This is a genomic window from Halopenitus salinus, from assembly GCF_055397165.1.
The window spans coordinates 1,702,481-1,726,808 of the sequence record NZ_AP043853.1; the positions used below are offsets into that span (position 1 = coordinate 1,702,481).

26 protein-coding genes are annotated in these 24,328 nt (G+C 68.9%); 8 read left to right on the forward strand and 18 right to left on the reverse strand.

Translation table 11 applies throughout. The features are described 5' to 3' along the window. Positions 1-54: 54 nt before the first annotated feature. The 18 genes from radA to ACZ5YD_RS10370 all read right to left on the reverse strand — a co-directional run bounded on the left by radA (position 55) and on the right by ACZ5YD_RS10370 (position 14,403). Complete coding sequence (radA, locus tag ACZ5YD_RS10285) at positions 55-1,086, reverse strand: DNA repair and recombination protein RadA (protein ID WP_379743499.1); 1,032 nt, start codon at positions 1,084-1,086, stop codon at positions 55-57. A gap of 145 nt (positions 1,087-1,231) precedes the next feature. After that, complete coding sequence (locus ACZ5YD_RS10290; protein ID WP_379743496.1) at positions 1,232-1,489, reverse strand: DUF5789 family protein; 258 nt, start codon at positions 1,487-1,489, stop codon at positions 1,232-1,234. Positions 1,490-1,547: 58 nt separating this feature from the next. Beyond that, positions 1,548-2,048 carry an amino acid-binding protein gene (locus ACZ5YD_RS10295; RefSeq protein ID WP_379743493.1) on the reverse strand — a complete coding sequence of 167 codons (501 nt, stop codon included), beginning with the start codon at positions 2,046-2,048 and terminating at the stop codon, positions 1,548-1,550. Positions 2,049-2,051: 3 nt separating this feature from the next. Beyond that, positions 2,052-2,642 carry an imidazoleglycerol-phosphate dehydratase HisB gene (gene hisB, locus ACZ5YD_RS10300; RefSeq protein ID WP_379743489.1) on the reverse strand — a complete coding sequence of 197 codons (591 nt, stop codon included), beginning with the start codon at positions 2,640-2,642 and terminating at the stop codon, positions 2,052-2,054. A 90-nt stretch (positions 2,643-2,732) separates the two neighbouring features. After that, a complete protein-coding gene (hisA, locus tag ACZ5YD_RS10305) occupies positions 2,733-3,473 on the reverse strand; it encodes a 1-(5-phosphoribosyl)-5-[(5-phosphoribosylamino)methylideneamino]imidazole-4-carboxamide isomerase (protein ID WP_379743486.1) in 741 nt (246 codons plus the stop codon). Positions 3,474-3,571: 98 nt separating this feature from the next. Further along, positions 3,572-4,291 (reverse strand): urease accessory protein UreF, encoded by a 720-nt coding sequence (locus ACZ5YD_RS10310; RefSeq protein ID WP_379743483.1) that lies wholly within the window; start codon positions 4,289-4,291, stop codon positions 3,572-3,574. Beyond that, entirely contained in the window at positions 4,288-5,004 is a 717-nt protein-coding gene (locus ACZ5YD_RS10315; protein ID WP_379743480.1) for an urease accessory protein UreE, read from the reverse strand. Before ACZ5YD_RS10315 ends, ACZ5YD_RS10310 begins: the two co-directional genes overlap by 4 nt. Then, positions 5,004-6,092 (reverse strand): urease accessory protein UreD, encoded by a 1,089-nt coding sequence (locus tag ACZ5YD_RS10320; protein ID WP_379743477.1) that lies wholly within the window; start codon positions 6,090-6,092, stop codon positions 5,004-5,006. Before ACZ5YD_RS10320 ends, ACZ5YD_RS10315 begins: the two co-directional genes overlap by 1 nt. Beyond that, positions 6,092-6,715, reverse strand: coding sequence for an urease accessory protein UreG (gene ureG / locus ACZ5YD_RS10325; RefSeq protein ID WP_379743474.1), 624 nt, complete (start codon positions 6,713-6,715; stop codon positions 6,092-6,094). Before ureG ends, ACZ5YD_RS10320 begins: the two co-directional genes overlap by 1 nt. Next, positions 6,712-7,110 (reverse strand): urease subunit gamma, encoded by a 399-nt coding sequence (locus ACZ5YD_RS10330; protein WP_379743471.1) that lies wholly within the window; start codon positions 7,108-7,110, stop codon positions 6,712-6,714. The genes ureG and ACZ5YD_RS10330 overlap by 4 nt, the downstream gene beginning before the upstream one ends. A 4-nt stretch (positions 7,111-7,114) precedes the next feature. Further along, entirely contained in the window at positions 7,115-8,827 is a 1,713-nt protein-coding gene (gene ureC / locus ACZ5YD_RS10335; RefSeq protein WP_379743468.1) for an urease subunit alpha, read from the reverse strand. 2 nt (positions 8,828-8,829) lie between these two features. Beyond that, positions 8,830-9,228 carry an urease subunit beta gene (locus tag ACZ5YD_RS10340; protein WP_379743465.1) on the reverse strand — a complete coding sequence of 133 codons (399 nt, stop codon included), beginning with the start codon at positions 9,226-9,228 and terminating at the stop codon, positions 8,830-8,832. Between the two features lie 202 nt (positions 9,229-9,430). Continuing rightward, positions 9,431-11,137, reverse strand: a complete 1,707-nt coding sequence (gene ureC, locus ACZ5YD_RS10345) for an urease subunit alpha (RefSeq protein ID WP_379743462.1) — start codon at positions 11,135-11,137, stop codon at positions 9,431-9,433. After that, positions 11,134-11,565, reverse strand: a complete 432-nt coding sequence (locus tag ACZ5YD_RS10350) for an urease subunit beta (RefSeq protein WP_379743459.1) — start codon at positions 11,563-11,565, stop codon at positions 11,134-11,136. The genes ureC (ACZ5YD_RS10345) and ACZ5YD_RS10350 overlap by 4 nt, the downstream gene beginning before the upstream one ends. A 191-nt stretch (positions 11,566-11,756) precedes the next feature. Further along, a complete protein-coding gene (locus ACZ5YD_RS10355) occupies positions 11,757-12,566 on the reverse strand; it encodes an energy-coupling factor ABC transporter ATP-binding protein (RefSeq protein ID WP_379743456.1) in 810 nt (269 codons plus the stop codon). Next, positions 12,563-13,438 carry a cobalt ECF transporter T component CbiQ gene (gene cbiQ, locus ACZ5YD_RS10360; protein WP_379743453.1) on the reverse strand — a complete coding sequence of 292 codons (876 nt, stop codon included), beginning with the start codon at positions 13,436-13,438 and terminating at the stop codon, positions 12,563-12,565. The genes ACZ5YD_RS10355 and cbiQ overlap by 4 nt, the downstream gene beginning before the upstream one ends. Continuing rightward, complete coding sequence (locus ACZ5YD_RS10365) at positions 13,425-13,697, reverse strand: PDGLE domain-containing protein (protein ID WP_379801210.1); 273 nt, start codon at positions 13,695-13,697, stop codon at positions 13,425-13,427. Before ACZ5YD_RS10365 ends, cbiQ begins: the two co-directional genes overlap by 14 nt. Positions 13,698-13,758: 61 nt before the next feature. Then, entirely contained in the window at positions 13,759-14,403 is a 645-nt protein-coding gene (locus tag ACZ5YD_RS10370) for an energy-coupling factor ABC transporter permease (RefSeq protein ID WP_379743450.1), read from the reverse strand. Between the two features lie 149 nt (positions 14,404-14,552). On the opposite strand from ACZ5YD_RS10370, the gene nikR reads away from it, so the two are divergent. The 8 genes from nikR (at position 14,553) to ACZ5YD_RS10410 (ending at position 24,323) form a co-directional block, all read left to right on the forward strand. Further along, positions 14,553-14,963, forward strand: a complete 411-nt coding sequence (gene nikR, locus ACZ5YD_RS10375; RefSeq protein WP_379743447.1) for a nickel-responsive transcriptional regulator NikR — start codon at positions 14,553-14,555, stop codon at positions 14,961-14,963. A 427-nt stretch (positions 14,964-15,390) separates the two neighbouring features. Beyond that, complete coding sequence (locus ACZ5YD_RS10380) at positions 15,391-16,728, forward strand: urea ABC transporter substrate-binding protein (RefSeq protein ID WP_379743444.1); 1,338 nt, start codon at positions 15,391-15,393, stop codon at positions 16,726-16,728. Positions 16,729-16,730: 2 nt separating this feature from the next. Next, the gene (gene urtB / locus ACZ5YD_RS10385) at positions 16,731-17,669 is read left to right on the forward strand and encodes an urea ABC transporter, permease protein UrtB (RefSeq protein ID WP_379743441.1); all 939 of its coding nucleotides are present in this window, start codon (positions 16,731-16,733) and stop codon (positions 17,667-17,669) included. Further along, on the forward strand, positions 17,670-18,836 hold the full coding sequence (locus tag ACZ5YD_RS10390) for an ABC transporter permease subunit (protein ID WP_379743438.1): 1,167 nt from the start codon (positions 17,670-17,672) through the stop codon (positions 18,834-18,836). Then, entirely contained in the window at positions 18,833-19,648 is an 816-nt protein-coding gene (locus tag ACZ5YD_RS10395; protein WP_379743435.1) for an ABC transporter ATP-binding protein, read from the forward strand. The genes ACZ5YD_RS10390 and ACZ5YD_RS10395 overlap by 4 nt, the downstream gene beginning before the upstream one ends. Beyond that, entirely contained in the window at positions 19,648-20,352 is a 705-nt protein-coding gene (locus ACZ5YD_RS10400) for an ABC transporter ATP-binding protein (RefSeq protein WP_379743432.1), read from the forward strand. The genes ACZ5YD_RS10395 and ACZ5YD_RS10400 overlap by 1 nt, the downstream gene beginning before the upstream one ends. 477 nt (positions 20,353-20,829) lie before the next feature. Further along, complete coding sequence (pheS, locus tag ACZ5YD_RS10405; protein WP_379743429.1) at positions 20,830-22,368, forward strand: phenylalanine--tRNA ligase subunit alpha; 1,539 nt, start codon at positions 20,830-20,832, stop codon at positions 22,366-22,368. Then, positions 22,368-24,323 carry a phenylalanine--tRNA ligase subunit beta gene (locus tag ACZ5YD_RS10410; protein WP_379743426.1) on the forward strand — a complete coding sequence of 652 codons (1,956 nt, stop codon included), beginning with the start codon at positions 22,368-22,370 and terminating at the stop codon, positions 24,321-24,323. The genes pheS and ACZ5YD_RS10410 overlap by 1 nt, the downstream gene beginning before the upstream one ends. Positions 24,324-24,328 lie beyond the last annotated feature (5 nt).

Genomic DNA, 24,328 nt, shown 5'->3' on the forward strand with positions numbered 1-24,328 from the left:
CAGATCTTGGAGTAGTAGGCCCGATACGGCTCGCGCGCGCCGTCCCGCGCGGTGTTACTCGGGTTTGAGGCCGCCGTCCTGGACGCGCATCACGGCCTCGCCGTCGGCGAGGTTGGGCGCGTCGACGAGCCGGACGATCCGCTTGTCGCCCTTCGACTTTCGCAGATAGATCCGGAACGTGGAGGTGTGGCCGAGGATGTTGCCGCCGATCGGCTGGGTCGGATCGCCGAAGTAGGAGTCGGGGTTGGAGGCGACCTGGTTGGTGACGAGGATCGACGTGTTGTAGAGGTCGCCGATCCGCATGAGGTCGTGGAGGTGCTTGTTCAGCTTCTGTTGGCGTTCGGCGAGCTCGCCGCGGCCGACGTACTCCGCGCGGAAGTGGGCGGTCAGCGAGTCCACACAGACGAGCCGGATCGGCCACTCGCTCTCCTCGTGTTCGCCGGCCAGCTCCTTGGCCTTCTCGGCCAGCAGGATCTGGTGGTTGGAGTTGAACGCCTTCGCGACGTGGATCCGGTCGAGGAACGCATCCACGAGCTCGCCGACCGCCTCCTCGTCGTTCGGGGTTCCCTCGATCTCGCGACGCTCCATCTCGGCCGCGAGGGCCTCGTCGTCGAGCCCCCGGACCATGTCGTCGATCCGCTCGGGCCGGAAGGTGTCCTCCGTGTCGACGAAGATGGCGGCGCCGTCGAGGCCGCCGTGTTCCGGAAGCAGCTGGACGTTGACCGCGAGCTGGTGGGTCACCTGCGACTTGCCGGCGCCGAACTCGCCGTACACCTCCGTGATCGACTGCGTCTCGACGCCGCCGCCGAGCAGCTCGTCGACCTCGTCGATCCCCCACGAGAGCTTGCCGATCTGCTCGCGCCGTTCGAGGACGGCCGCGCCGGTCTCGAAGCCGCCGACGTCGGCGGCCTCGCGCGCCGCGTTGATGATGTCCGACGCCGTCGAGGCGCCGATGTCCGCCGTGTTCGACAGCTCGCCGGGGCTCGCAACGGCGATGCTCTGGTAGCTCTCGTAACCGGTGTCGACGAGCTTGTCCGCGGTCGCGGGTCCGACGCCTGGGAGGTCCTCGAGTTCGTCTTCGGGCATGTACGTCCCGCTTGTTCGCTCTCCCATATAAACCCCCGTTAACAGTCAAGTGAAAGTGAAAAACCGTGATGAGGTGACACGATCGGGATCGGTTCGAGGGGACTGTGGCGTCCTGGATAAAGGTGGTTGGGATCGTTCCGGGGAGCTACGCGTCGCCCTCCGACTGCCCCGGTTCGCCGACCGCCTCGACCGGGGCGTTTCCGTAGACCTCCGCCTCGAGGTCCTCGGCGGACCCGAAGACGTCGTCGTTCGATCGGGCGACGACGGCGGCCAACGGCTCCCTCCCGTCGGCGTACACGAGCGTCACGTCGGACAGCTCCTCGCGTGCCGTCTCCCGCTCGATCGGATACTCGAGGGCGTCGATGACCGTGTGCAGCCGGTTGAGTCGTACCTCGGTTGACATACGGTTCGTACGCGACCGAACCGTATAACGGTGCGTGTTACCGGTTGTCCCCCACCGGTCAGAACTCCACGCGACGCACGTACGGCAGCTCGCGGATCGCCACGAGCAGGTCGCCGGGCACCTCGGCGTCGAGGATCACGTAGAGCTTCGGGTCGTCGGTGAACTCCGGGTCCTCGCTTATCACCTGCCGGATCGAGAGGCCCGCCTCGGCGATGAGCGTCGTCACCTCGGCGACGATCCCCGACTCGTCCGCCTCCGCGACCTCGACCGTGAGCACGGTCAACTCGAGGACCGGCGCGAGATCCATGAGGCTCGGGATCGACGAGATGTTCGCGAAGATGCGCCGCAGCTCCGGGTCCTCGAGGATCGCGTCGGTCGTCGAGTCGACGACCCGCCTGTCGACGTCCAGCTCGCGTGCGATCCCCGTATACGGGATCTCGATCCCCCCAGAGACGACCCGTCCCTCCTCGTTGACGGAGAACCCCCGCTCGAGCAGGAGCCGGATCACCGCCTGCTGGCTCGGCGATCCCTCGAACTTGCCGAGGATCTCATCGAACATGCCTCAGAGCGCGCCCTTCGTGCTCGGGGTGTCCGAGCGCCGGTCGTCGAGCCGGGTCGCGTCATCGAGCGCGCGAGCGAGCGCCTTGAACAGCGCCTCCACCTCGTGGTGGGCGTTCTCGCCGCGAACGACCGCCGCGTGGAGCGTGATCTCCGCGTTGTGCGCGAGCGACATCGCGAAGTGGTCGGCCATGACGCTCGTGAACTCGCCGACGGACTCCTGGGAGAACTCCCCGGTGAACTCGTAGTGGGGACGCCCCGAGACGTCGACGACCACGGACGCGACGGCCTCGTCGAGCGGCACGCGGCGGTCGGCGTACCGGCTGATCCCGCGCTTGTCGCCGAGCGCCTCCGCGAACGCCTCGCCGAGACAGATCGCGACGTCCTCTACGGTGTGGTGGTCGTCGATGTGGGTGTCGCCGTCACACCGGACCGTCAGGTCGAACAGCCCGTGTTTGGCGAACGACTCGAGCATGTGGTCGAGAAACCCGATTCCGGTCTCCACCTCGCTTTCCCCGTCGCCGTCGATCGCGAGCGTCACGTCGATCTCCGTCTCCGCCGTCTCGCGCGAGACGGCAGCCGTGCGGTCGCTCATACGCGTCCTGCGGGCGCGACTCTTAAGGTGATTGCGCTCGGCTGCGTCCTCGACCGCGACTCGATCCCGTGTGAGTGGGTCGCCGTGCCCTCACGTCGACTCGACGGCTCGCTTGGCCTCACGCAGCGTGAACTCGCCCTCGTAGAGCGCGGTTCCGATCACGACCGCGGCGGCGCCCGCCCGCTGTAGCGCCACCACGTCGTCGATGCTCGCCACGCCGCCGGAGGCCACGACGGGGATGTCGACGGCGTCGACGACGGCCTCGACGGCCCCCCGGTCGATCCCCTCCAGTTGCCCCTCGACGTCGACGTTCGTAAAGAGGATCGCGCCGGCGCCGAGTTCCTCGTAGCGTTCGGCGGCCTCCGCGGGGTCGAGCCCGGTCGATTCGGTCCACCCCGAGACGACGACCTCCCCGTCCTTCGCGTCGAGGCTCACCATCACGGTGCCGGGATACTCGGCCGAGATCGCCTCGACGATCGGCGGGTTCTCGATCGCCGCGGTCCCGAGGATCACGCGATCGATCCCCAGATCGAGGAGCCCCGCCGCGTCCTCGGCGGTTCGGATCCCCCCGCCGAGCTGGAGATCGACGCGGTCACCCACCGCGTCGACGATGGCCTCGAAGGCGGTCGCGTTGACCCGCTCGCCCTCGAAGGCCCCGTCGAGGTCGACGAGGTGCAGGGTCCCCGCGCCCGCGTCGATCCAGCGCTCGGCGGCCTCGACCGGGTCGCCGTACCGCTTGCCGGTCCCCCGCTCGCCCTGTACCAGCTGGACCACCTCGCCGTCCTGGACGTCGACGGCGGGGATCACCTCGAACTCCGAGTCCGCGCTCATACCCCGAGGTTGGCGGGTCCGGGGTTAAATGGATCGAGAGTCGGACCGCACGAGATCGGGGAGACGTCCCTCCTCAACTCTCGAGCGACTCCTTCCCCTCAGCTCACGAACAGCCGTCTGTCCGCCCGCTCGTGTTCCGCCGACACGACATCGACGAGCGGGGCGAACGGCGTCATGTCCTCGATCGTCCGGTTCGCCGAGTCGTCCACGGCGTCCCGCATCGCCGGCCGCAGTCCGTCGAGTACCCGCTGGGCGTCGGTGTGGCCGAGCGACAGCAGGCGCTGGGCCGCCCCGAGCATCCCGGTTGCGAACCCGTGACAGCTCAACAGACACGCCTCGCGCTCGTCGACGCCGGCCAGTCCGGTCGCCACCCCGAGCACGACCGGATACGTGCCCTCGGCCTCCTCGGCCTCGATCCGCTCCGCGTATCGTTCGAGGAGCGGCTCCTCGCGCAGATCCCGCTGGAGCGACAACAGGCGCCGTCCCGATTTTCGGGCGCTCTCGCGGAACTCCGCGGGCAGGGTCGCCGCCGTCAGCCGGCGGTCGGCCGCGAGGGCCGCCTCGAGGTCGCCCTCCCGTGCGGCCGCGTGGGCGGCCCGCAACGCGACCAGGTCGGCGGGCCCGACCTGTCGCCGGAGGTACGTCTCGAGGATCTCCTCGAGATCCGTGACGTCCTCGACCCGGTCGTCGGCGATGAACCCCTCGAGCGCGTAGGAGACGGTGTAGGTCCCGACCGGCAGGAAGGAGTCCGCGAGTCGGAACGACTCGAGACTGGCGTCGTCGCTCGCGCCCCGGTCGCTCGCCGCTCGATCGCTCATCGATCGCCTCCGTCGCTGGCCTCGGGGGCTCGTGGGCGGTCGTCGTGACCGTTCCGGTGGGTGTGTTCGTAACCATGATCGTGACCATGGTCATGACCATCGTGACCATGCTCGTGATGGTCCTCGCCGTGGTCGTGACCGTCGCCGCCGTGCTCGTGGTCGTGATGGTGTCCGTCAGCGTCGCCGCCGTGGTCGTGTCTATGCCCGTGCTCGTGGTCGCTCCCGTCGTGTCCGCCGATCTCGCCGAAGGTCGTGGGCGGCACCGTTTCGAACCGCACGGTCACCCTCTCGGGCAGCAGGCCGTCGACCGTCTCGCGCATGCGCTCGCGGGTGTCCGGAACCGGAAACAGCGCCTCCTCGCCGCGAACCGCCAGATCGAGGTGGCGGTTGCCGAGCGCGTGACCGATCTCGAGGGCGGCCGTCGCCGACACGTCCGCGTCCGCGAACCCGAGCACGAGCGCGTCGACCGCGGCGAGCTCGACGACGACGAGCGTTCCCGATTCGGTCTCGAGCACGTCGCCGTCGCCGAGCTCCCGGCTCACCACGATGCCGAGATCGCGTCCGTCCTCGGTCTCCGTTCGGACACGCGACCGCCGCCGCTCGACGTTCGAGAGGACGACCCTGGCCGGGGTTTCGCCCCCGTCCTCGTCCGCGAGGCGCGCCTCGACGTCGGGATCGTCGCGGTGGCCCACGTGCGCGTTCGCGACGAGCATCAGTACTTCCTCCCCGACGGCGCGGGGGCGTCGATCAGATCACGGCGCGCCGCGTCCCACGCCGCGTGGAGGCTCGCCTGAACCGTCTCGGCCCGGTCGCCGAGCGCGCGCACGGCGACGCCCGCGCCGTTCGGGAGCGCGCTCGCGCCGGCGCGCGCCGTCTCGGCGGACGGTCCCTCGCCACTCGCTCCGCCGCCGGTTCCTGTCCCTCCGTCGTCCGCGTTCGACTCGGTTGCTTCGATCGCCTCCGTCGCCCCTGTCGATTCGGCCGCTTCCGCCGCTTCGGCCGCTTCAACCGCCTCGGTTGCCGCTGCGTGAAGCCGGTCGCTCATCGCGGGCGCGTCCATCTCGGGGTCCACGACGTAGAGCGTTCCGTAGACCGTGAACTCGCCGAGCACCCCGGAATCGGTCGGATCGACCGATCCGGCGTCGCCGGGCGCCAGATGGGCGGCGTCCTCGAAGAGCATCGCCTCCGGTCCGTACGCGCGCACCCGCGAGAGATACCGTTCGAACTCGAACCGCTCCCCGCGGGCGAGCCGGCCGGGGACGACGACGTCGCCGAGGACGGCGGTCGCGCCGGCCGCGAGATCGATCCGGAGGTCCTGGTGGTATCGCGAGTTGGCGTGGAGGATCGTCGGCTCGGGCACGTACTCGAGGTAGCCCCCCGTACCGACCGACAGGCGCAGGTCCGCGCCGGCGTAGTTGCGCTCCATCGATTGGACCTTCGTCGAGCTCTGGGTGGTCACGTGCGCGATCGCCTCCGGACCCGCCGCGATCTCGACGTCCTGGCGGTCGCCCTGGGCGATCCCGCCGGTCGGCGACTGCAGGAAGACGGTCGACGCGTTCGGGTGCGGATCGGACGCGAGGGTTCCCGAGACGTGAAACGGGACCGTCGCGTAGTCGTGGACGAGCGCCGTCCCGCCGTCGACCCGCTCGAAGCGAAGCTCCAGGTTCCCGTCCTTGCCGGGCGAGCCGACCGCCGCCTGCGGGACCGGCTCGGCGGCGTAGTCCTCGAAGGAGGGGTGTGGCGCCTCCTCCCGATCGCTCGGGGGATCGCCGGAGTCGGACCCCGGGACGTCGGCGGCCATCAGGCGAAGAGCACCCCCTCGCGGACGTGTGCGAGCACCTCGTCGATGCCCTCCTCGGCCTTGCAGTCGGTGAGGACGTGGGGCCCCTCGCGCACCTCGCGGGCGTCGCGTTCTATCACCCCGAGGTCGGCGCCGACGTGGGGGGCGAGGTCGGTCTTGTTCACCACGAGGAGGTCGCAGTCGACGACGCCCGGCCCGCGCTTTCGCGGGATGTCCTCGCCCTCGGCGACGCTTATCACGTACAGCGAGTAGTCGGCCAGCTCCGGGTTGAACGTCGCGGCGAGGTTGTCGCCGCCGCTCTCGACGAACACGAGGTCGAGATCGGGGTGGTCGGCGAGGAACTCGTCGATCTGCTGGAGGTTCATCGAGGGGTCCTCGCGGATGCCCGTGTGCGGACACGCGCCGGTCTCGACGCCGGCGACGAGATCCGGCGGGACGATCCCCTCGAAGCGCTCCCGCAGGCGGTTCGCGTCCTCGCGGGTGAGGATGTCGTTCGCGATCACGCCGATCTCGAGGCCCTCCTCGCGGAGGCGCGGGACGACCTCCGAGAGCAGCGACGTCTTGCCGGACCCGACCGGTCCGCCCACGCCGACCGTGGCGACGTCGCGGTGGGTGAGGCTCATCGGCCGGCGTCCCCCTCGCTCCCTCCGGACTCGCCGGCGGACTCACCCGTCCCGCCGCCGGTTCCGTCGCCCTCGGCCCCGCCGACGCTGTCCGAGCGGATCGGGTCGTGGACCGTGACGAGCTTCGTCCCGTCGGGGAACATCGGCTCGACCTGGATCATCCCGACCATCTCCGGGATCCCCTCCATGACGTCCTCGCGGCCGAGCAGCTGTGAGGCGCCCGAGCGGATCTCCGCCACCGACTGCCCCTCGCGGGCCCGCTCGATGCACCAGTCGCTGATGTAGGCGACCGTCTCGGGGTGGTTCAACGGGACGCCGCGCTCCTTGCGGCGTCGCGCGATCTCCGCTGCGGTGAATACCGTGAGGCGTTCCTCCTCTTTGGGTGTGAGCTTCATCGTTTCATAACGTGTACCGCTGTGCGAGCGCGATCTCCCCGGCCGGGTCTGAGGTGACCGGCTCGCCGTTCATCTCGACGGTGAACGTCTCCGGATCGACGTCCACCGACGGGCTGTACGTGTTCGCCACGAAGTCGTCGGTCGACAGATCGCGCGTGTCGTCGATGGGAACCACGACCTTCGAGAGGTCGTAGGCCGCCTCGACGTCGGCCTCGTAGGCCTGTCGGCTGACGAACTGGATGCTCGTCGCGTTCCGCGCGGAGCCGAAGGCGCCGTACTGCGGGCGCATCGACACCGGCTCGCAGGTCATGAGCGAGCCGTTGGCCTCGCCCATCGCCGAGTACGCCGGGAACCCGCCCTTGATCACGGTCTCGGGCTTGATCCCGAAGAAGGCCGGATCCCAAAGCACGATGTCGGCTATCTTTCCGGGCTCGAGCGAGCCGACGTAGGCGTCGATCCCCGCCGTGATCGCCGGATTGATCGTGTACTTGGCGAGGTAGCGTTCGATCCGGCGGTTGTCGTTGCCGGACCCCTCGTCCGCCGCCAGCGGGCCGCGCTGGCGCTTCATCTTGTCCGCAGTCTGCCAGGTTCGCGGGATGAGTTCCGCCATTCGGCCCATCGCCTGCGAGTCCGTTCCCATCATCGAGACTGCGCCCAGGTCGTGGAGGACGTCCTCGGCGGCGATCGTCTCGGCGCGGACGCGGGATTCGGCGAATGCGACGTCCTCGGGGACGTCGGGATTGAGGTGGTGACAGACCATCACCATGTCGAGGTGCTCCTCGAAGGTGTTGTCCGTGTAGGGCATGGTGGGGTTCGTCGAGGACGGCAGCATGTGTTTTTTCCCGACGAGCTCGATGATGTCGGGGGCGTGGCCGCCGCCGGCGCCCTCCACGTGGTAGGCGTGTAGCGTCCGGCCGTCGATGGCGTCGAAGGTGTTCTCGACGAACCCCGACTCGTTGAGCGTGTCCGTGTGGATCGCCACCTGTACGCCGGTCTCGTCGGCGACGTCCAGACAGGTGTCGATGACGCCCGGGGTGGCGCCCCAGTCCTCGTGGATCTTGAGCGCGACCGCCCCGGCCTCCACCTGTTCGCGGATCACGTCCGGCCGCGAGGAGTTGCCCTTGCCGTAGAAGCCGACGTTGACCGGCCAGGCCTCCGCGGCCCGCATCATCATCTCCAGGTTCCACCTCCCGCTCGTGATGATCCCGACCGTCGAGGGGCCGACCCCGCCGCCGAGCATCGAGGTGACCCCCGAGGCCAGCGCGTGGCGCGGCAGCTGTGCGGAGTTGAAGTGGACGTGCAGGTCGATCCCGCCCGGCGTCGCGATCAGTCCCTCCGCGGAGATCACCTCCGTGTTCGCGCTGACGATCAGTTCGTCGTCGACGCTCGCCATCGTCTCGGGGTTGCCGGCGTTGCCGACCCCCGCGATGTAGCCGTCGCGGATCCCGACGTCGGCCTTGCGGATTCCGAGGACGGGATCGAGGATCACGAGGTTCGTGAGTACCCAGTCGAGCGCGCCCTCCTCGGCGGTGTAGCCCGGCTTCAGGCCCATCCCGTCGCGGAGGGTCTTGCCGCCGCCGAAGACCGCCTCGTCGCCGCGGGTGATCTCGTCCGTCTCCACCTCGGCGACGAGCTCCGTGTCCGCGAGCCGGATCCGGTCGCCCTCGGTCGGCCCGTAAAGCGAGGCGTATTCCTCGGGCGGGAGATCGCGAGCCACGCTCAAAGCCCCCCGTATCCGCCCTCGCGGGCGCGCTCGATGGCGGCCGCCTTGGTCTCCTCGTCGATCGCTCCGTCCTCCCCGTCGATCGCTCCGTCGACGAGCGCGTTCATCCCCGAGACCACGCGGTCGCCGGCGAGTCCCACGAGGTCGGCGGATCGTTCGTCGCCGGGCTCGAAGCGGACGGCGGTGCCGGCCGGAACGTCGAGGCGCATGCCGAAGGCGGCCTCGCGGTCGAAGGCGAGGGCGGCGTTGGCCTCGAAGAAGTGGAAGTGGGAGCCGACCTGGACGGGACGGTCGCCCGTGTTGGCGACGGTCACCGTCGCCGTCTCGCGTCCCTCGTTTATCCGAACGTCCTCGCCGCGTGCTGTGACCTCGCCGGGGACGAGCCGGTCGCTCATCGTCGTTCCCCGCGGCATCGGTTCAGCCGTCGGTGGTCGCGGTATCGCCGTGGCGCCTGGCCGTTCATATCGACCGGCGTTAGATCACTTATCACGGATTTTGGTTCCCTGATCGTCGGTATATCCGTTCCGTATAGTGTGATTATACTCCTTATAGGACAATATGGACCTGATCGTCCACCCACTCCGATCCCGGTTCCGATCATAGCATGTACCGCTGTGCGAGCGGTAGCTCCGAGGACGGTTCACAGGCCACGTGCTCGCCGTCGACCCGCACCTCGAATGTCTCCGGATCGACCTCGATGTCGTCCGGGCAGTAGTCGTTGTGGAGCATGTCGCCCTTCGCGACCGTTCGGGCCCCCTCGATCGGGACGACCCGCGAGTCGAGGCCGTACTCCTCGCCGACGCCGCGCTCCGCGGCCGCCGGCGAGACGAACGTCAGCGACAGCCCGTGTTTGGCCTTGCCGACGGCGCCGGCCCGCTCGCGCTGTTTGATCGGCTCGCAGGTCATGAGCGAGCCGTTGGCCTCGCCCATCTCCGAGTGGACCGGGAAGCCGCCCTTGAACGTCATCGCGGGCTTGATCCCGAAGAAGGCCGGGTCCCACAACACGACGTCGGCGAGCTTTCCGGGCTCGAGCGTGCCGACGTGCGCGTCGATGCCGGCCGCGATCGCGGGGTTGATCGTGTACTTGGCGAGGTAGCGTTCGATCCTGGCGTTGTCGGCCTCGGTACCCTCGTCCTCGGGCAGCGGGCCGCGCTGGCGTTTCATCTTCGAGGCGGTCTGCCACGTCCGGGGGACGACCTCCGCCATCCGGCCCATCGCCTGCGAGTCGGAGGTCATCATCGAGATCGCTCCCACGTCGTGGAGGACGTCCTCGGCCCCGATCGTCTCGGCGCGGACGCGGGACTCGGCGAAGGCGACGTCCTCGGGGACGTCGGGGTTGAGGTGGTGACAGACCATCACCATGTCGAGGTGCTCGTCGAAGGTGTTGTCGGTATACGGCATCGAGGGGTTCGTCGAGGAGGGCAGCATGTTCGGCTCCCCGACCATCTCCATGATGTCGGGGGCGTGGCCGCCGCCGGCGCCCTCGATGTGGAAGAGGTGCATCGTCCGGCCGTCGACCGCCGCGAAGGTGTTCTCGACGAACCCGGCCTCGTTGAGCGTGTCCGTGTGCATGCACACCTGGACGTCCTCGTCCTCGGCCACCTCGAGCGCGACGTCGATCGCCGCCGGCATCGACCCCCAGTCCTCGTGGAGCTTGAGCGCGCACGCGCCCGCCTCGACCTGCTCGCGGAGCGGCCCCGGCTCCGACCCGTTGCCCTTGCCGTAGAAGCCGACGTTGACCGGCCAGGCCTCCGCGGCCTGCAGGAACCGCTTTACGTTCTCCGGGCCGGTCGTACACGTCGTCGCCCCGCCGCCGTATCCCCCGCCGAGCATCGTGGTGATCCCCGAGGCCAGCGCGTGCTCGTGCAGCTGTGCGGAGTTCCAGTGGACGTGGATGTCCAGCGCCCCGGCCGTGGCGATCTTCCCCTCGGCAGGGTAGACGTCCGTCGACTGGCCGACGACCATGTCGACGCCGTCCATCGTGTCGGGATTGCCAGCCTTGCCGATCCCGGCGATCTCCCCGTTTCGGATCCCGATGTCGGCGGCGACGATCCCGATGACCGGATCGAGTATCGTCGCGTTCGTGATGACCCAATCGAGCGCGCCCTCCTCCTGGGTCACGCCCGTGGCCATCCCGAGCCCGTCGCGGAGGGTCTTGCCGCCGCCGAAGACCGCCTCGTCGCCGTGGGTCCGCAGGTCCCGCTCGACCTCGGCGAAGAGCGTCGTGTCGCCGAGCCGGACCCGATCGCCCTCGGTGGGGCCGTACAGCTCGGCGTACGCCTCGCGGCCGATCTCGCGGGTCACTGTTCGTCCTCCGTGCTCGGGTCCGCGTCCTCGGCGTCTCCGGCGGCGGCTGCCCCGGTGTCACGGAACCCGGCCGCACGCAGGCGCTCTAACGCTTCGGTCGGATCGCCGTCGACGCTCCCGTTCACCATCCCGTTCATGCCGTGGGCGCGTCGTTTCCCGCCGATCGCGACCAGCCCGACCGTCTGCTCGTCGCCGGGCTCGAAGCGGACGGCGGTGCCGGCCGGGACGTTCAGCCGTTTTCCGAAGGCGGCCTCGCGGTCGAAGGCGAGGGCGGCGTTGGCCTCGAAGAAGTGGAAGTGGGAGCCGACCTGGACGGGGCGGTCGCCCGTGTTGGCGACGGTCACCGTCGCCGTCTCGCGCCCCTCGTTGAGCGTCACGGTTCCCTCCCCGGCGCGGACCTCGCCGGGCACCATCCCCTCGCTCACGGGACGTCCCCCCGCTCGCGTCGATCCGCCGTCGATCCTCGCGGTGTTCGTTCGGCTCGTTCGTTCGACATTCGCGGGAGGGTTTGAACCCTCCCGATAAGCCCGTTCGTCTTAGCGCAAATACCGCCATTCACGCGGCTGAATGCGATCGTCCGTCCAGTTATTCGCCGACTCCGCTCCGTGAAGTCGGCTCACTCCCCGTCCGAGATGTCGTCAGGGGACCGAAGCCGCTCTTTCGCCTCCTCGACGGTCAGCGGGACCGGCTCCTCGTCGGCGAACAGGCGGACCACCTGCGGCGGTCGGAGATCGCAGTCGGCCAGCAGCGCCGCGTCGGTCATCACCTCGCGCGTCGGACCGTCGGCGGCGATCCCGTCCCCGTCGAGCAGCACCACCCGATCGGCGACCCGCGGGACGAGTTCGGTCTCCGGGGTCGAAATGACGAGCGTGGTCCCCGCCGCCGATAGTTCCGAAAGTAGCTCCACGATCGCGGCGCGGTTCGCGGCGTCGACGTTGCTCACGGGCTCGTCGAGGAGCAGGACGTCCGGCTCGACCGTCAGCGCGCTCGCCAGCGCGGCGCGACGCTTTTCGCCCCCGCTGAGCCGGAACGGCGGCTTCGACCGGAGGTCCGCCAGATCGAGACGCTCCGCGATCCGGTCGACGCGGCGGTCGATCTCCGACCGCGGCAGCGAGAGCTGGCCGGGACCGTACGCCAGGTCCTCCTCGACGGTCGGGTTGAACAGGTAGTCGGACGGGTCCTGGGTCGCCACGCTCAGCCGGTCTCGAACCGCGTCGGCGTCCTCGGTCTCCTCGAAGTACCGGACCGTCCCCGAATCCGGCTCGACGAGGCCCCCGAGCACCTGCAGCAGGGTCGACTTCCCGGCGCCGTTCGGGCCCACGAGCGCGACCCGCTCGCCGGCCTCGATCGTCACGTCGACGCCGTCGATCGCGAGCGTGCCGTCCGGATAGGCGTACCTGAGTCCGCTCGCCTCGATGACGTTCACGCGAGGGCCACCCCGGCGATCGTCGCCGCGACGATCAGGGCGAACACCAGGTCGCCACCCCCCGCTCGCTCGCGCTTGCGGACCGGCGTCGAACCCGTTCCGCCGCGGGCGCGGGCGGCACGCTGGACGCGCTCGCCGCGCTCGAGGCTCCGGAGCAGGAACGTTCCGAGGAAGTTCCCCGAGTCGCGCCAGGTCTCCCGCAGCCCCCGATTCCCGATCCGTCGCCCGCGGCGTGCCCGCACCATCCGGTCGAGTTCGGAAAAGAAGACGAGGAGATACCGGTAGGTGATCGAGAGCAGCGAGACCGCGATCGTCGGCGCGCGAAAGCGCCGCAGCGCGGCGAGCAGGTCCGCAAACCGGGTCGTCAACAACAGCACCGACAGGAAGCCGACGCAGGCGGCGACCCGCAGCGTGAAGACGGCGACGTAGGTCACGCCGTCGACCGAAAGCGGGGTCCAGGCGACGGTCGGACCGCCCATGAGCACCGCCTGGGGCGCGACCGCCACGGCCGCGAACGCCGGCGCGCCGGTCGTGCGCCCGAGGAACGTCCGGGCGGGGATCCGCGAGGCGGCGGCGAGGACCGCGGCCAGTCCTCCCATCAAAGCGACCGGAAGCGGGTCCCGCTGGGCGACCGTGGCCGCGACGAGCGCGAGCGTGCCGAGCAGCTTCACGCCCGGCGTCACCGACTGGAGGAAGCCCTCGCGGTCGGGGACGGACTCGGCCAGCAGGAACCACCGGGCGTGGGTCGCGATCGCCGCGATGGTCCCCTCGAGGGGGTCGCGTCCCCCGAGGGAGGAGCCGCGTTCCGATAGGGAGGAGCCGCGTCCCCCACGAGAGGGGCCGCGTCCTCCTTCCGGGTCACCGCGTCCCATCGGCGTCGGTTCCGAGCGCTCGGACGATCCCGGTCGCGACGAGCAGCGTCACCCCGGTCCCGAGGATCGCCGACACGAGGGTTCCGGCGGCGCCACCGAGACCCGGGATCCCGTAGTCGGGGAACGGCGCGAGGTCGACCGCCTCGGCGTGTTCGCTCGCGCCGGTCACCTCCGCGGCGTTCTCGAGCGGCTCCGCGTAGCCGACCTGTCCCGCCGCCCAGCCGAAGACCGGGGCGAGCAGCGCGAGAACCAGCAGGATCGCGAGCGCTCGCGGGAGCCACTCGCGGGCGTGGACCGCTTCGCCGCCGTTTCGCCCCGCCTCAGGCATCGGGCGTCACCTCCGGCGCGACGCTCGGGCGCAGGTCCGGGCGCGCGCGGACCAGGTAGCGGTAGACCACGGCGGTGATCGCGCCCTCGCCGAGGCCCAAGACGAGGTGGCCGACGCCCATGATCGAGAGGGTGGTTACGAGCTGGTACTCGAAGGTCGACGAGAGGCCGAGCTGGACCGCCGCCGCGAGCGCGCCCGCGGTAATGCCGAGCCAGCCGGCCGCGAACGCGGCGCGGAACTCCCCGTACCGCGAGAGGGCTCGGTAGACGGCGTAGCCGACGTACACCTCGACGACGGCCATGTTGAGGACGTTGGCGCCGAGCGCGACGAGCCCGCCGTCGCCGAAGACGAGCGCCTGGATCGTCACGACGGTGGCGACACAGAGCGCCCCGAGATGCGGACCGAGCAGGATCGCGGCGAAGGCCCCGCCGACGAAGTGGGCGCTCGTCCCGCCCGGGATCGGCCAGTTGAGCATCTGTGCCGCGAATACGCCCGCCGCGACGACGCCGACGAGCGGAGCACGCGCGTCCGATACCTCTCCCCCGACGCGGCGAGCGGCGATCGCGAGCGCCGTCACCGCGATCGCGGCGGCCGCCGCCGCGACCGGGAGGTCGAGGAATCCGTCCGGGATGTGCATGTCGGTTCGAACCTCGCCCGATGTAATAATACTTTCCTCTCGAACAGTATTACTCCATCGCGGACGACGAGCCGCGCCGAACGCGTCGGTGTCGGCCCGGAGGGACGCGCTTCCCAACCGTATTAGCCCCCTCACGCGTAGGGTGGCACATGAGCGAGGATCTCGACCGCATCAGCCTCACGCTGCCGTCGTCCATGGTCGATCGGCTCGACGGGATCGTCGACGACTGGGAGTACGACAGCCGATCGGCGGCGATCCGCGACTCGCTGCGGGACTTCTTCGCCGACTACGAGTGGGAGTCCGGCGGCGAGAGCGGCCACCACGGGACGATCGTCGTGGTTCACGACCACCACGTCGACGGCATCGCCGACGACCTCCAGACGATCCAACACGAGATGGCGGAGGCGATCACCTCCGTCCAGCACATCCACCTCTCACACGACACCTGCATGGAGACGCTCGTCGTGGAGGGGGCCGCGGGCGACATCACGGAGCTCGCGAACCGCCTGCGCGCGCTCGGCGGCGTCCAGCAGGTGAAGGTCGTCGTCGTCGACGAGTAGTCCGCGCTCTCGGCCCGTCGTCGCTTGGAGTTGCGATGTCGTCGCACCCGGCGTCGGACCGTCGGTGTCGCTCGAGGACGGGACGTCGCTGCTCGGAGCCGAGACGTCCTCGCCCCGCTTTTTCGATTTTGAATCCGTCCGGCCGTCTCCCCGGTGATCATACGTCTACTGATTAGCCAAACGAGGACTCGACTCGTTTCGGTCGTCCTCGACTGCTGATCGACCGTATCGAATAACCTTATATGGATATGCATATATTAACCCGTCTTAATACTCGTGTGGAAAGGTTTATACGTGTACTGTGGATTCGACGGAGTGTGCACCAAATGATGGACGAACGTACGTCTATTCGGCGCTTTGCTGCCAAGAACCGTGTAGAATTCCCGAATTCGCTTGTCGTTCCCGATCCCAATATGGAGGGATCCCAATGAGTCGGAACCCCATCGATCGCCGGACGTTCCTGACCGCTGCCGGCGCCGCGGGCGTCTCGGCGTTCGCCGGCTGTTCGGGCGGCGAGGGAACCGGCAACGGTAACGGCGGAAACGGCGGCGGCACGACCACCGACACCGCAAGCAGCACCGACGTCGTGAAGATCGGCGTCCTCGAGGACCAGTCGGGTAACTTCGCGCTCGTCGGTGACCCGAAACACAAGGCGACGATGCTCGCCATCGAGGAGATCAACAACGACGGCGGGATCGACGGCAAGCAGATCGAGACCTACGACCGCGACCCGCAGTCGGACAACCAGCGCTACCAGGAGCTCACGCGCGAGATGATCAACGAGAACGAGGTCGACGTCCTGTGGGCGGGCTACTCCTCGGCGACCCGCGAGGCCATCCGGCCGATCATCAACCGCAACGAGCAGCTCTACTTCTACACCACCCAGTACGAGGGCGGCGTCTGCGACTCGACGACCTTCGCCGTCGGCCCGACCGCACGCCAGCAGCTCGGGATGGTCCTCCCGTACCTCCGCGAGGAGTACGGCCCGGAGATCTACACCATCGCGGCCGACTACAACTTCGGACAGCTCTCGGCCGACTGGGTGCGGGTGCTCGCCGACGAGAACGACGCCGAGGTGATAGGCGAGGAGTTCATCCCGCTCAGCGAGTCCTCCTTCGGGTCGACGATCAACCGCATCCAGGAGGCCGACCCCGACTTCGTGATGTCGATGCTCGTCGGCGCGAACCACACCGCCTTCTACGAGCAGAAGGCCTCCTCCGGCCTCGACGTCCCGATCGGCACCTCGACGGCGATGGCACAGGGCTACGAGCACCGGCGGATCGACCCCCCGGCGATGGCGAACATCTACGCCGGCGTCAACTACATGCAGGAGGTCCCCACCGAGAGCAACACCGGCGACGGGGGATTCGTCGACCGCTACTTCGACATGTACCCCGACGCGCCCTACCTCAACGAGGAGGCGGAGACCAACTACTTCTCCGTCTACATGTACAAACAGGCCGTCGAGCAGGCGGGAACGCTCGAACAGCCGGAGGTCATCGAGGCGCTCGAATCGGGGATCAGTCTCGGGACGGAGCGCGCCCCGGAGGCGCCCGAGGGAGAGACGATCGAACTCGACGGCGCCACCCACCACGTCGACCACCACATGTGGATCATGCGCGCCGACGAGGAGCACAACATCGAGGCCGTCGCCGACCGCAAGATCCCCGAGCAGTTCCTCACCGAGACGGTCGGCTGTGACCTCCGCGAGACCGACGAACAGACCCAGTACACCCCGGTCGACTACTTCGAGGAGGCCGAATAGGGATGGTAAACGCCCTCAACCTCGTCTTCCAGTTCCTCGATAGCTTCGCGTTCATCGTGCTGGCGGCGGTGGGGTTGGCGATCATCTTCGGCATCATGGGCGTCATCAATCTCGCACACGGGGAGTTCATCCTCGTCGGGGCCTACGCGACGACGCTCGCCGTGACCGGAGCGGGCCTGCCGCTTCCGCTCGCGATGATCGTCGGCGCGCTCGCCACGGCGGTCTTCGGCGTCGTCGTCGAACGCACGATCATCTCCGGCGCCGTTCCGAACGCGCTCGGTCGTCGGTTCCTCGGACGCGATCTCGTCGAACCCCTCTACGACCGGCTCGCCGACTCGATGGTCGCGACCTTCGGGCTCAGCCTCGTCATGGTCCAGGGAGCCCGAATCGTCTTCGGCAACTCGATCGATCAGGTCTCGACGCCGCTCGGAAACGTCGCCTACGGGACCTTCTCGTACTCGACCTACCGGATCGTGCTCGCCGGCGTCAGCATCGCCGTGCTCGTCGCGGTGTACTACGTCTTCACCCACACCGACTTCGGAATGCGCGCCCGCGCGACCATTCAGGACGAGCGGACCGCCCGCGCGCTCGGCGTCGACACGGAACGCATCTACATGGCGACGTTCGCGATCGGGTCGGGACTCGCCGGGTTCACCGGCGCGCTCTTCGCGCCGATAATCTCGATGCAGCCGACCCTCGGCGACCAGTTCCTCGTCGAGGCGTTCGTCGCGGTCGTCGTCGGCGGGTCGAGCGTCGTTCTCGGCACGGCGCTTTCCGGGGGCGTCCTCGGGATCATCGAGGCGACGTTCTCGAACCTCTACGGCACGTTCATCGGTCGGATCGCGCTGCTCGTGGCGGCGCTTCTGGCGCTCCGGTTCCTGCCGGAGGGGATCACCGGGTTCATAAAGCGGGTTCGGGCCCGCAGACGGGAGGGGGCGTAGATGGCCGCCGACGCCGACGTCGGTTCCGGTCCCGCCTCCAGTCGTTCCGTCTTTGACCGACTTCGCCGCCGCCTCGAGGGACCCAACACGATCGGCAACTCGACCGGCTTCTGGGTCGGGTTCCTGCTCGTCGTGTGTGCGCTCGTCGCCTATCCGCTCGTCGGCGGGGGCGGACAGCTCTCGCTGTTCCTCGTGTTGGGGCTGCTCGGGCTCTCGCTGTCGCTCGTGTGGGGCTACGCGGGCGTGTTGAGCTTCGGCCAGGTGGTCTTCTTCGGGCTCGGCGGCTACGCGTTCGGCGTGGTGTCGATCAACTTCGCCACCCCTCAGGGCATCACCGCCGCGCTCGTGATCGGCGTGATCGGCGGCGCGGTCGGCGCGGCGCTGCTCGGCTACTTCATGTTCTACGGCGGGGTCCGTGACGTCTACGTCACCATCATCACGCTCGTCTCGACGATGGTGTTGCACACGTTCATGGCCCAGACCGCGGGCTCGGAGTGGACGATCGGCGAGGCCGCGCTCGGCGGGTTCAACGGGATGCCACAGATCCCGCTTCTCGCGTTGGGCGTCGAGGGCGCCTCCTACCAGTTCGTCTACAACGAGTTCGAGGTGGTCCTCCCCGTCGTCGGAGTCGCGGAGATCGACCCGTTCTACTACCTCGCGCTCGCCGTGCTCGTGGCGAGCTACCTCGGATTACGCGCGCTCGTCAACTCCGATTTCGGCCGCGTGATGGTGGCCGTCCGCGAGGACGAGGACCGCACCCGCATGTTCGGGTACGACGTCGAGCGCACGAAGCTCGTCGCGTTCACCCTCGGCGGCGCGCTGGCGGGCCTCTCGGGCGTGTTGTACGCCGCCCGCAACGTCTACATCGACCCGACCGTCTTCTCGCTGCTCTTTGCCACCCTGCCGGTCATCTGGGTGAGCATCGGGGGTCGAAAGAGCCTGCTCGGGGCGATCGTCGCGACGATCGCCGTCGAGTACGTGCGCGTGTCGATGCAGGGCGAGCTCGCGCTCGTCATCCTGGGGAGCCTGCTCGTGGTCACGATCCTCGCGCTGCCCGGCGGCATCGTCCCGTGGATCCACGAGACGTTCGTGCGTAACCGTCCCGATCCGACGGAGATCGACGCTCCGGACGCGCCGGAGGCGGCCGCGGAGGTGAGCGACTCGTGAGCGGGAGCCGCTCCTCGGCCGACGACCCGCAGAACATCGATCCGGACGTCCGCGAGACCGCCGCCGGGCTCGCGACCGGCGACCGCAGCGACACCCTGCTCCAGACCGACGGGCTGATCAAGCAGTTCGGCGGCTTCACCGCGACCGACGAGCCCGGATTCGCGGTCGAGGAGGGGGAGCTTCGCTGTCTGATCGGTCCGAACGGCGCCGGCAAGAGCACCCTGCTCAAGCTCATCACCGGCACCCACGAGCCGACCGCCGGAAGCATCTACTACGACGGCGACGACATCACCGACCTGCCGCCCCACGAGCGCGTCAAGCGGGGGATCAGCATGAAGTTCCAGGTCCCCTCCGTCTACGGCGACCTCACGGTCCGCGAGAACGCACAGCTCCCGATCCAGCGGCTGGTGACCGGCGACGATCGCAACCGCCGGATCGAGGAGACGATCGCCGCGGCGGGCCTCGAGGGATACGAGGACGTGCCCGCGAGCGACCTCTCACACGGCCAACAACAGCAGCTCGAGATCGGCATGGCGGCGTCGCTACAGCCCGACCTCCTCCTGCTCGACGAGCCCGTCGCCGGCCTCTCCGTCGAGGAGCGGCGGGGGATCGCGGACCGCGTGACCGCGCTCAACGAGGAGCGCGGGATCGCCTTCGTCGTCATCGAACACGACACCGACTTCGTCGCGGAGATCGCGGACGCCGTCACCGTGCTCCACCGCGGCGACGTCTTCCGCGAGGGGTCGATCTCGGAGATCGAGGCGGACCCGGAGGTCCGCCGCATCTACCTCGGCGAGGGGGGTGAGGAGTGATGGCGCTCCTCGAGATGTCCGGCGTGACCGCCGGATACGGCGCAACGCCGGTACTTCGCGACGTCGATCTCTCCGTCGACGCCGGCGAGATCGTCGGGGTGGTGGGGAAGAACGGCGTGGGCAAGACCACCCTGATGCGGACCGTGATGGGGCTCCTCGATCCCTCGAGCGGGAGCGTGCGCTACCGGGAGGAGGACCTCACCGACGCCTCGGCTGACGAGCGCGCACGCGCGGGGATCGGTTACATTCCACAGGGACGCGACGTCTTCCCGGAGCTCACCGTCGAGCAGAACCTCCGGATGGGCGAACACGTCAACGCCGGCGCCGATCGCACGCGATACGACGAGATATACGACCTGTTCCCGGTCCTCGAGGAGCGGGCGAGCCAGTCCGGCGGCACGCTCTCGGGCGGCCAACAGCAGATGCTCGCGATCGCCCGCGCGCTCGTGGCCGACCCCGACCTGCTGTTGCTCGACGAGCCAAGCGAGGGCGTCCAGCCCTCCATCGTCGACCGCATCAGCGAGGACATGCGGACGATAAACGACGAGCTCGGGACGACCATCCTCTTCGTCGAGCAGAACCTCGGGGTCATCCGCGGGATGGCCGACCGGTGTTATGCGATGGAGCGCGGCGAGATCGTCGACGAGATCGACGGCGAGATGCTCGCCGAGGAGAACGCCGTCGCCGAGTACCTCGCCGTCTGAGGCGCCCTTCGGCCCCATTCGCCCCTCGCTGACGACGTCCTCCGGCGACGTCGCGCAACCTATTTGTTTCCTGCCGTGTCACACCCGATCATGGCACTCGAACCCGCCATCGATGGAATCGCTCGCGACCGCGGCCGCGACGGGTTCGGGTTCGTTTTTCGCTGAATTCGCGTGGCGGATCCGTCCCGTCTCGGGGCGGTGAAACCCCGCGATCGACACGACGATCGCCGCGACGATCCTCGTCCGTCGATGGCCGATCACGACTCCTGGCCGCCGCTCGCCGATTTCCGGCCGTCGGACGCCGAACGTCGACTTCCGGCCGTCGGACGCCGAATGCCGACTTCCGCCGATCGGACGCCCAACGCCGAACGCCGATCGTCGCCCGAACACGGAACGCTTACGACGTGTCGGCCTCCGAACGTACGGACGAGAGACGACCCGACGCCCGACGCGAATCCACGAACACCAACCCACCATATGCGACTCACGGAAGCCCAACTCGCGGTCCTCGAGGCCGCGAGCGCGACCGACGAACGACCGATCGACGACCTGGCCGCCGATCTCGGCGAGAAACCCGAGACCGTCACCCGGATCGTCTTCGAACTGGAGGAGGAGGGCCTCCTCGAGGTCTCCGAGTCGGAGGCCGTCACGCTCGCCGCCACCGAGGAGGGCCGCGAGTACGCCGACGCCGGCCTGCCGGAGGTCCGTCTCCACCGCGCCGCGATCGAGGCCGGCGCGGACGAGGAACCGGCCTCGATGGGCGCGGTCATCGGCCGCTCGGGACTCGAGGGGCCGGCGGTCGACATCGCCCTGTCGAACTACGCCCGCAAGGGATACGGCACGATCGACGCCGGCGAGATCACGGCCGACCCGGACGCGGATCCGGACGCGGATCCCGAGCGACTCGCCCTGGAAGCGGTCGTCGACGCGACCGCTGACGCCGACGAGGACCGAGTCGATCCGCCCGAGGGGGTGGACGGCGACGTCCTCGAGAGCCTCGAACGCCGCGGGCTCGTCGATCGCAGCGAGTCGACCGTCCGCTCCGTGGCCCTCTCCGATGCGGGCGTCACCGCACTGATGGAGGGGATAGAGACCGCGGAGACGGTCGACCGTCTCACCCCGGAGCTGCTCACGAGCGGCGAGTGGGCGGACGTCGAGTTCGCCGAGTACAACGTCGAGGCGGACGCCGAGACCGCGACGGGCGGCAGAAAGCACATCCTCCGACAGACGGCCGACCGCGTGAAGGACGTCCTCGTCGGGATGGGATTTCGCGAGATGGAGGGCCCACACGCCGACTCGGAGTTCTGGATCAACGACTGTCTGTTCATGCCCCAGGACCACCCCGCGCGGACCCACTGGGACCAGTTCGCCCTCGATCTCCCCCCCATGGAGCAGATTCCTCCGGACCTGCTCGAGCGCGTCGAGCGCGCCCACCGCGAGGGCTGGGGCGAGGACGGCGACGGCTACCACTCGCCGTGGACCGAGGACGTCGCGCGCGCGATCGATCTACGTGGTCACACCACCTCGCTGTCGATGCGACACCTCTCCGGGTTCGCCCTCGGCGACCTCGAGCCGCCACGGCGGTTCTTCTCCGTCGAGAAGGTCTACCGGAACGACACGCTCGACCCGACGCACCTGCTGGAGTTCTTCCAGATCGAGGGGTGGGTGATGGCCGAGGACCTCTCGGTGCGCGACCTGATGGGCACCTTCGAGGAGTTCTACCGGCAGTTCGGGATCACCGACGTGCAGTTCAAACCGCACTACAACCCCTATACGGAACCGTCCTTCGAGCTGTTCGGCCGCCACCCCGAGACGGACGAGCTCATCGAGATCGGCAACTCGGGGATGTTCCGCGAGGAGGTCCTCGGCCCGCTCGGCGTCGAGTGCGACGTGATGGCCTGGGGGCTCGCCCTGGAGCGACTGCTCATGTTGATGTACGGATTCGACGACATCCGCGACGTACACGGGACGCTCTGTGACCTGGAACTGCTGCGGGAGACGGAGGTGGTTCGGTAATGCCCGTCGTCGACGTCGACCCCGACGAGCTGCGCGAGCTGACCGGCCACGAGAAGTCAGACGAGGAGTTCATCGACGACCTCTTCGCCCTCGGCTTGGAGTTCGAGGGCGAGACCGACGACGGCGACCTTCAGCTCGAGTTCGCCCCCGACCGCCTCGATCGCCTCTCGGTCGAGGGGGTCGCGAGATCCCTGCGGTACCACTACGGCGACGCCCGCGGGGTCCACGTCCCCGACACCAACGATGCGGACTGGACGCTCGAGGTCGCGGAGTCCGTCCCCGAGGAGCGCCCCTACGTCACGGGCGCGATCGTTCGCGGGGTGGACCTCGACGACGCCGCCCTCGACTCGCTCATCCAGCTGCAGGAGAAGCTCCACGCGACGATGGGTCGAAAGCGCGCCAAGGGCGCCATCGGGATCCACGACCTCGCGATGATCAAGGGCCGCGCCGGCACCGACGGCGAGGCCAACACGATCACCTATCGCGGGATCGCTCCCGACGGCGACACGTTCGTCCCGCTCGATTCCGACGCCGAGATGACGCCCGCCGAGGTCCTCGAGGAGCACGACACCGGGCGGACCTACGCCGACCTCGTCGCCGACTACGACCGGTACCCGGCCATCTACGACGACCTCGGGCTCTTCTCGTTCCCGCCGGTCATCAACGGCCGCCGGACCGAGGTGACGACCGGCAGCCGCGAGCTGCTCGTCGAGATGACGGGGACTGACCAGTGGACGATCGATCGGATGCTCGCGATCGTCTGTTACGCGCTGTCGGCCCGCGGGGCGACGATCGAGGACGTCGAGGTGGTCTACCCGGGTGCCGGTGATACCGACGGACCCGGAGACGTCGAGTCGATCTCCGATGAGGACGACGTCGAGTCGATCTCCGATGAGGACGACGTCGAGTCGATCTCCGATGAGGACGACGTCGAGTCGATCTCCGATGAGGACGACGTCGAGTCGATCTCCGATGAGGACGACATCGAGTCGATCTCCGATGAGGCCGACGTCGAGTCGATCGACGGCGACGGGAGCGACTCCTCGATCGCGTCCCACCCGAGCGCCGGCCGGACGCTCGTTCGGCCGGACCTCGAGGTGACGGAGAAGTCCGTCTCCCACGAGCGCATCGAGTCGACCATCGGCGTCGAGTTCGAGCCGGACGAGGTCGTCGACCTCCTCGAGCGTTCCGGGCTCGATGCGACCTACTCGCTCGGCGACGAGGTCGTCTACGACGTGGAGATCCCGCCCTACCGCGTCGACGTGCTCCACCCCTACGACCTGGTCGACGACGTCGGGCGCGCATACGGGTTCAACGACCTCGAGCCGCGCTACCCGGACGTCGGAACCGTCGGCGGCCGCCACGACCGGTCGCGGCTCGAGGACGCCGCCCGCGCGAGCCTCGTCGGGCTCGGGTTCGAGGACCTGCTCAACTTCCACATGATCAGCGGTCCGGAGAACTACGACCGGCTGCGCGTCGACCCCGGTAGCGACGTCCTCGGCGGCGGCGATCCGGTCGAGATCACCGAACCCTACAGCGAGGACTACACGCAGCTTCGCACGTGGGCGCTCCCCTCGCTGCTCATGGTCCTCGAGCGCAACACCCACCGGGCGTATCCCCAGGACCTCGCCGAGATCGGCCTGGCGGCAGAGCGTGACGACGCCGAGAACACGCGCGTCGCCGAACGCCGAACCGTCGCGGGCGTCCTCGCCCGCACCGACGCGAGCTACGAGGACGCGAAGGCCCGGCTGCAGGCGCTCTGTCGCGACTTCGACGTCGACCTCGCGACGCCGGCGATCGACCATCCGACGTTCATCGACGGGCGCACCGCCGCGGTCGAGATCGACGGCGAGACGGTCGGCGTGATCGGCGAGGTCCACCCCGCCGTCCTCGTCGAGCACGACCTGGAGCTGCCGGTCGCGGCCTTCGAGTTCCGCCTCGACGCGCTGGAGTAGCACGC

Excerpts from the sequence above, each read along its gene's own strand:
- radA (WP_379743499.1), bottom strand. The coding sequence starts at position 1,086 with ATGCCCGAAGACGAACTCGAGGACCTCCCAGGCGTCGGACCCGCGACC.
- ACZ5YD_RS10290 (WP_379743496.1), bottom strand. The coding sequence starts at position 1,489 with ATGTCAACCGAGGTACGACTCAACCGGCTGCACACGGTCATCGACGCC.
- ACZ5YD_RS10295 (WP_379743493.1), bottom strand. The coding sequence starts at position 2,048 with ATGTTCGATGAGATCCTCGGCAAGTTCGAGGGATCGCCGAGCCAGCAG.
- hisB (WP_379743489.1), bottom strand. The coding sequence starts at position 2,642 with ATGAGCGACCGCACGGCTGCCGTCTCGCGCGAGACGGCGGAGACGGAG.
- hisA (WP_379743486.1), bottom strand. The coding sequence starts at position 3,473 with ATGAGCGCGGACTCGGAGTTCGAGGTGATCCCCGCCGTCGACGTCCAG.
- ACZ5YD_RS10310 (WP_379743483.1), bottom strand. The coding sequence starts at position 4,291 with ATGAGCGATCGAGCGGCGAGCGACCGGGGCGCGAGCGACGACGCCAGT.
- ACZ5YD_RS10315 (WP_379743480.1), bottom strand. The coding sequence starts at position 5,004 with ATGCTCGTCGCGAACGCGCACGTGGGCCACCGCGACGATCCCGACGTC.
- ACZ5YD_RS10320 (WP_379743477.1), bottom strand. The coding sequence starts at position 6,092 with ATGGCCGCCGACGTCCCGGGGTCCGACTCCGGCGATCCCCCGAGCGAT.
- ureG (WP_379743474.1), bottom strand. The coding sequence starts at position 6,715 with ATGAGCCTCACCCACCGCGACGTCGCCACGGTCGGCGTGGGCGGACCG.
- ACZ5YD_RS10330 (WP_379743471.1), bottom strand. The coding sequence starts at position 7,110 with ATGAAGCTCACACCCAAAGAGGAGGAACGCCTCACGGTATTCACCGCA.
- ACZ5YD_RS10340 (WP_379743465.1), bottom strand. The coding sequence starts at position 9,228 with ATGAGCGACCGGCTCGTCCCCGGCGAGGTCACAGCACGCGGCGAGGAC.
- cbiQ (WP_379743453.1), bottom strand. The coding sequence starts at position 13,438 with ATGGGACGCGGTGACCCGGAAGGAGGACGCGGCCCCTCTCGTGGGGGA.
- ACZ5YD_RS10370 (WP_379743450.1), bottom strand. The coding sequence starts at position 14,403 with ATGCACATCCCGGACGGATTCCTCGACCTCCCGGTCGCGGCGGCGGCC.
- nikR (WP_379743447.1), top strand. The coding sequence starts at position 14,553 with ATGAGCGAGGATCTCGACCGCATCAGCCTCACGCTGCCGTCGTCCATG.
- ACZ5YD_RS10380 (WP_379743444.1), top strand. The coding sequence starts at position 15,391 with ATGAGTCGGAACCCCATCGATCGCCGGACGTTCCTGACCGCTGCCGGC.
- urtB (WP_379743441.1), top strand. The coding sequence starts at position 16,731 with ATGGTAAACGCCCTCAACCTCGTCTTCCAGTTCCTCGATAGCTTCGCG.
- ACZ5YD_RS10390 (WP_379743438.1), top strand. The coding sequence starts at position 17,670 with ATGGCCGCCGACGCCGACGTCGGTTCCGGTCCCGCCTCCAGTCGTTCC.
- ACZ5YD_RS10400 (WP_379743432.1), top strand. The coding sequence starts at position 19,648 with ATGGCGCTCCTCGAGATGTCCGGCGTGACCGCCGGATACGGCGCAACG.
- pheS (WP_379743429.1), top strand. The coding sequence starts at position 20,830 with ATGCGACTCACGGAAGCCCAACTCGCGGTCCTCGAGGCCGCGAGCGCG.
- ACZ5YD_RS10410 (WP_379743426.1), top strand. The coding sequence starts at position 22,368 with ATGCCCGTCGTCGACGTCGACCCCGACGAGCTGCGCGAGCTGACCGGC.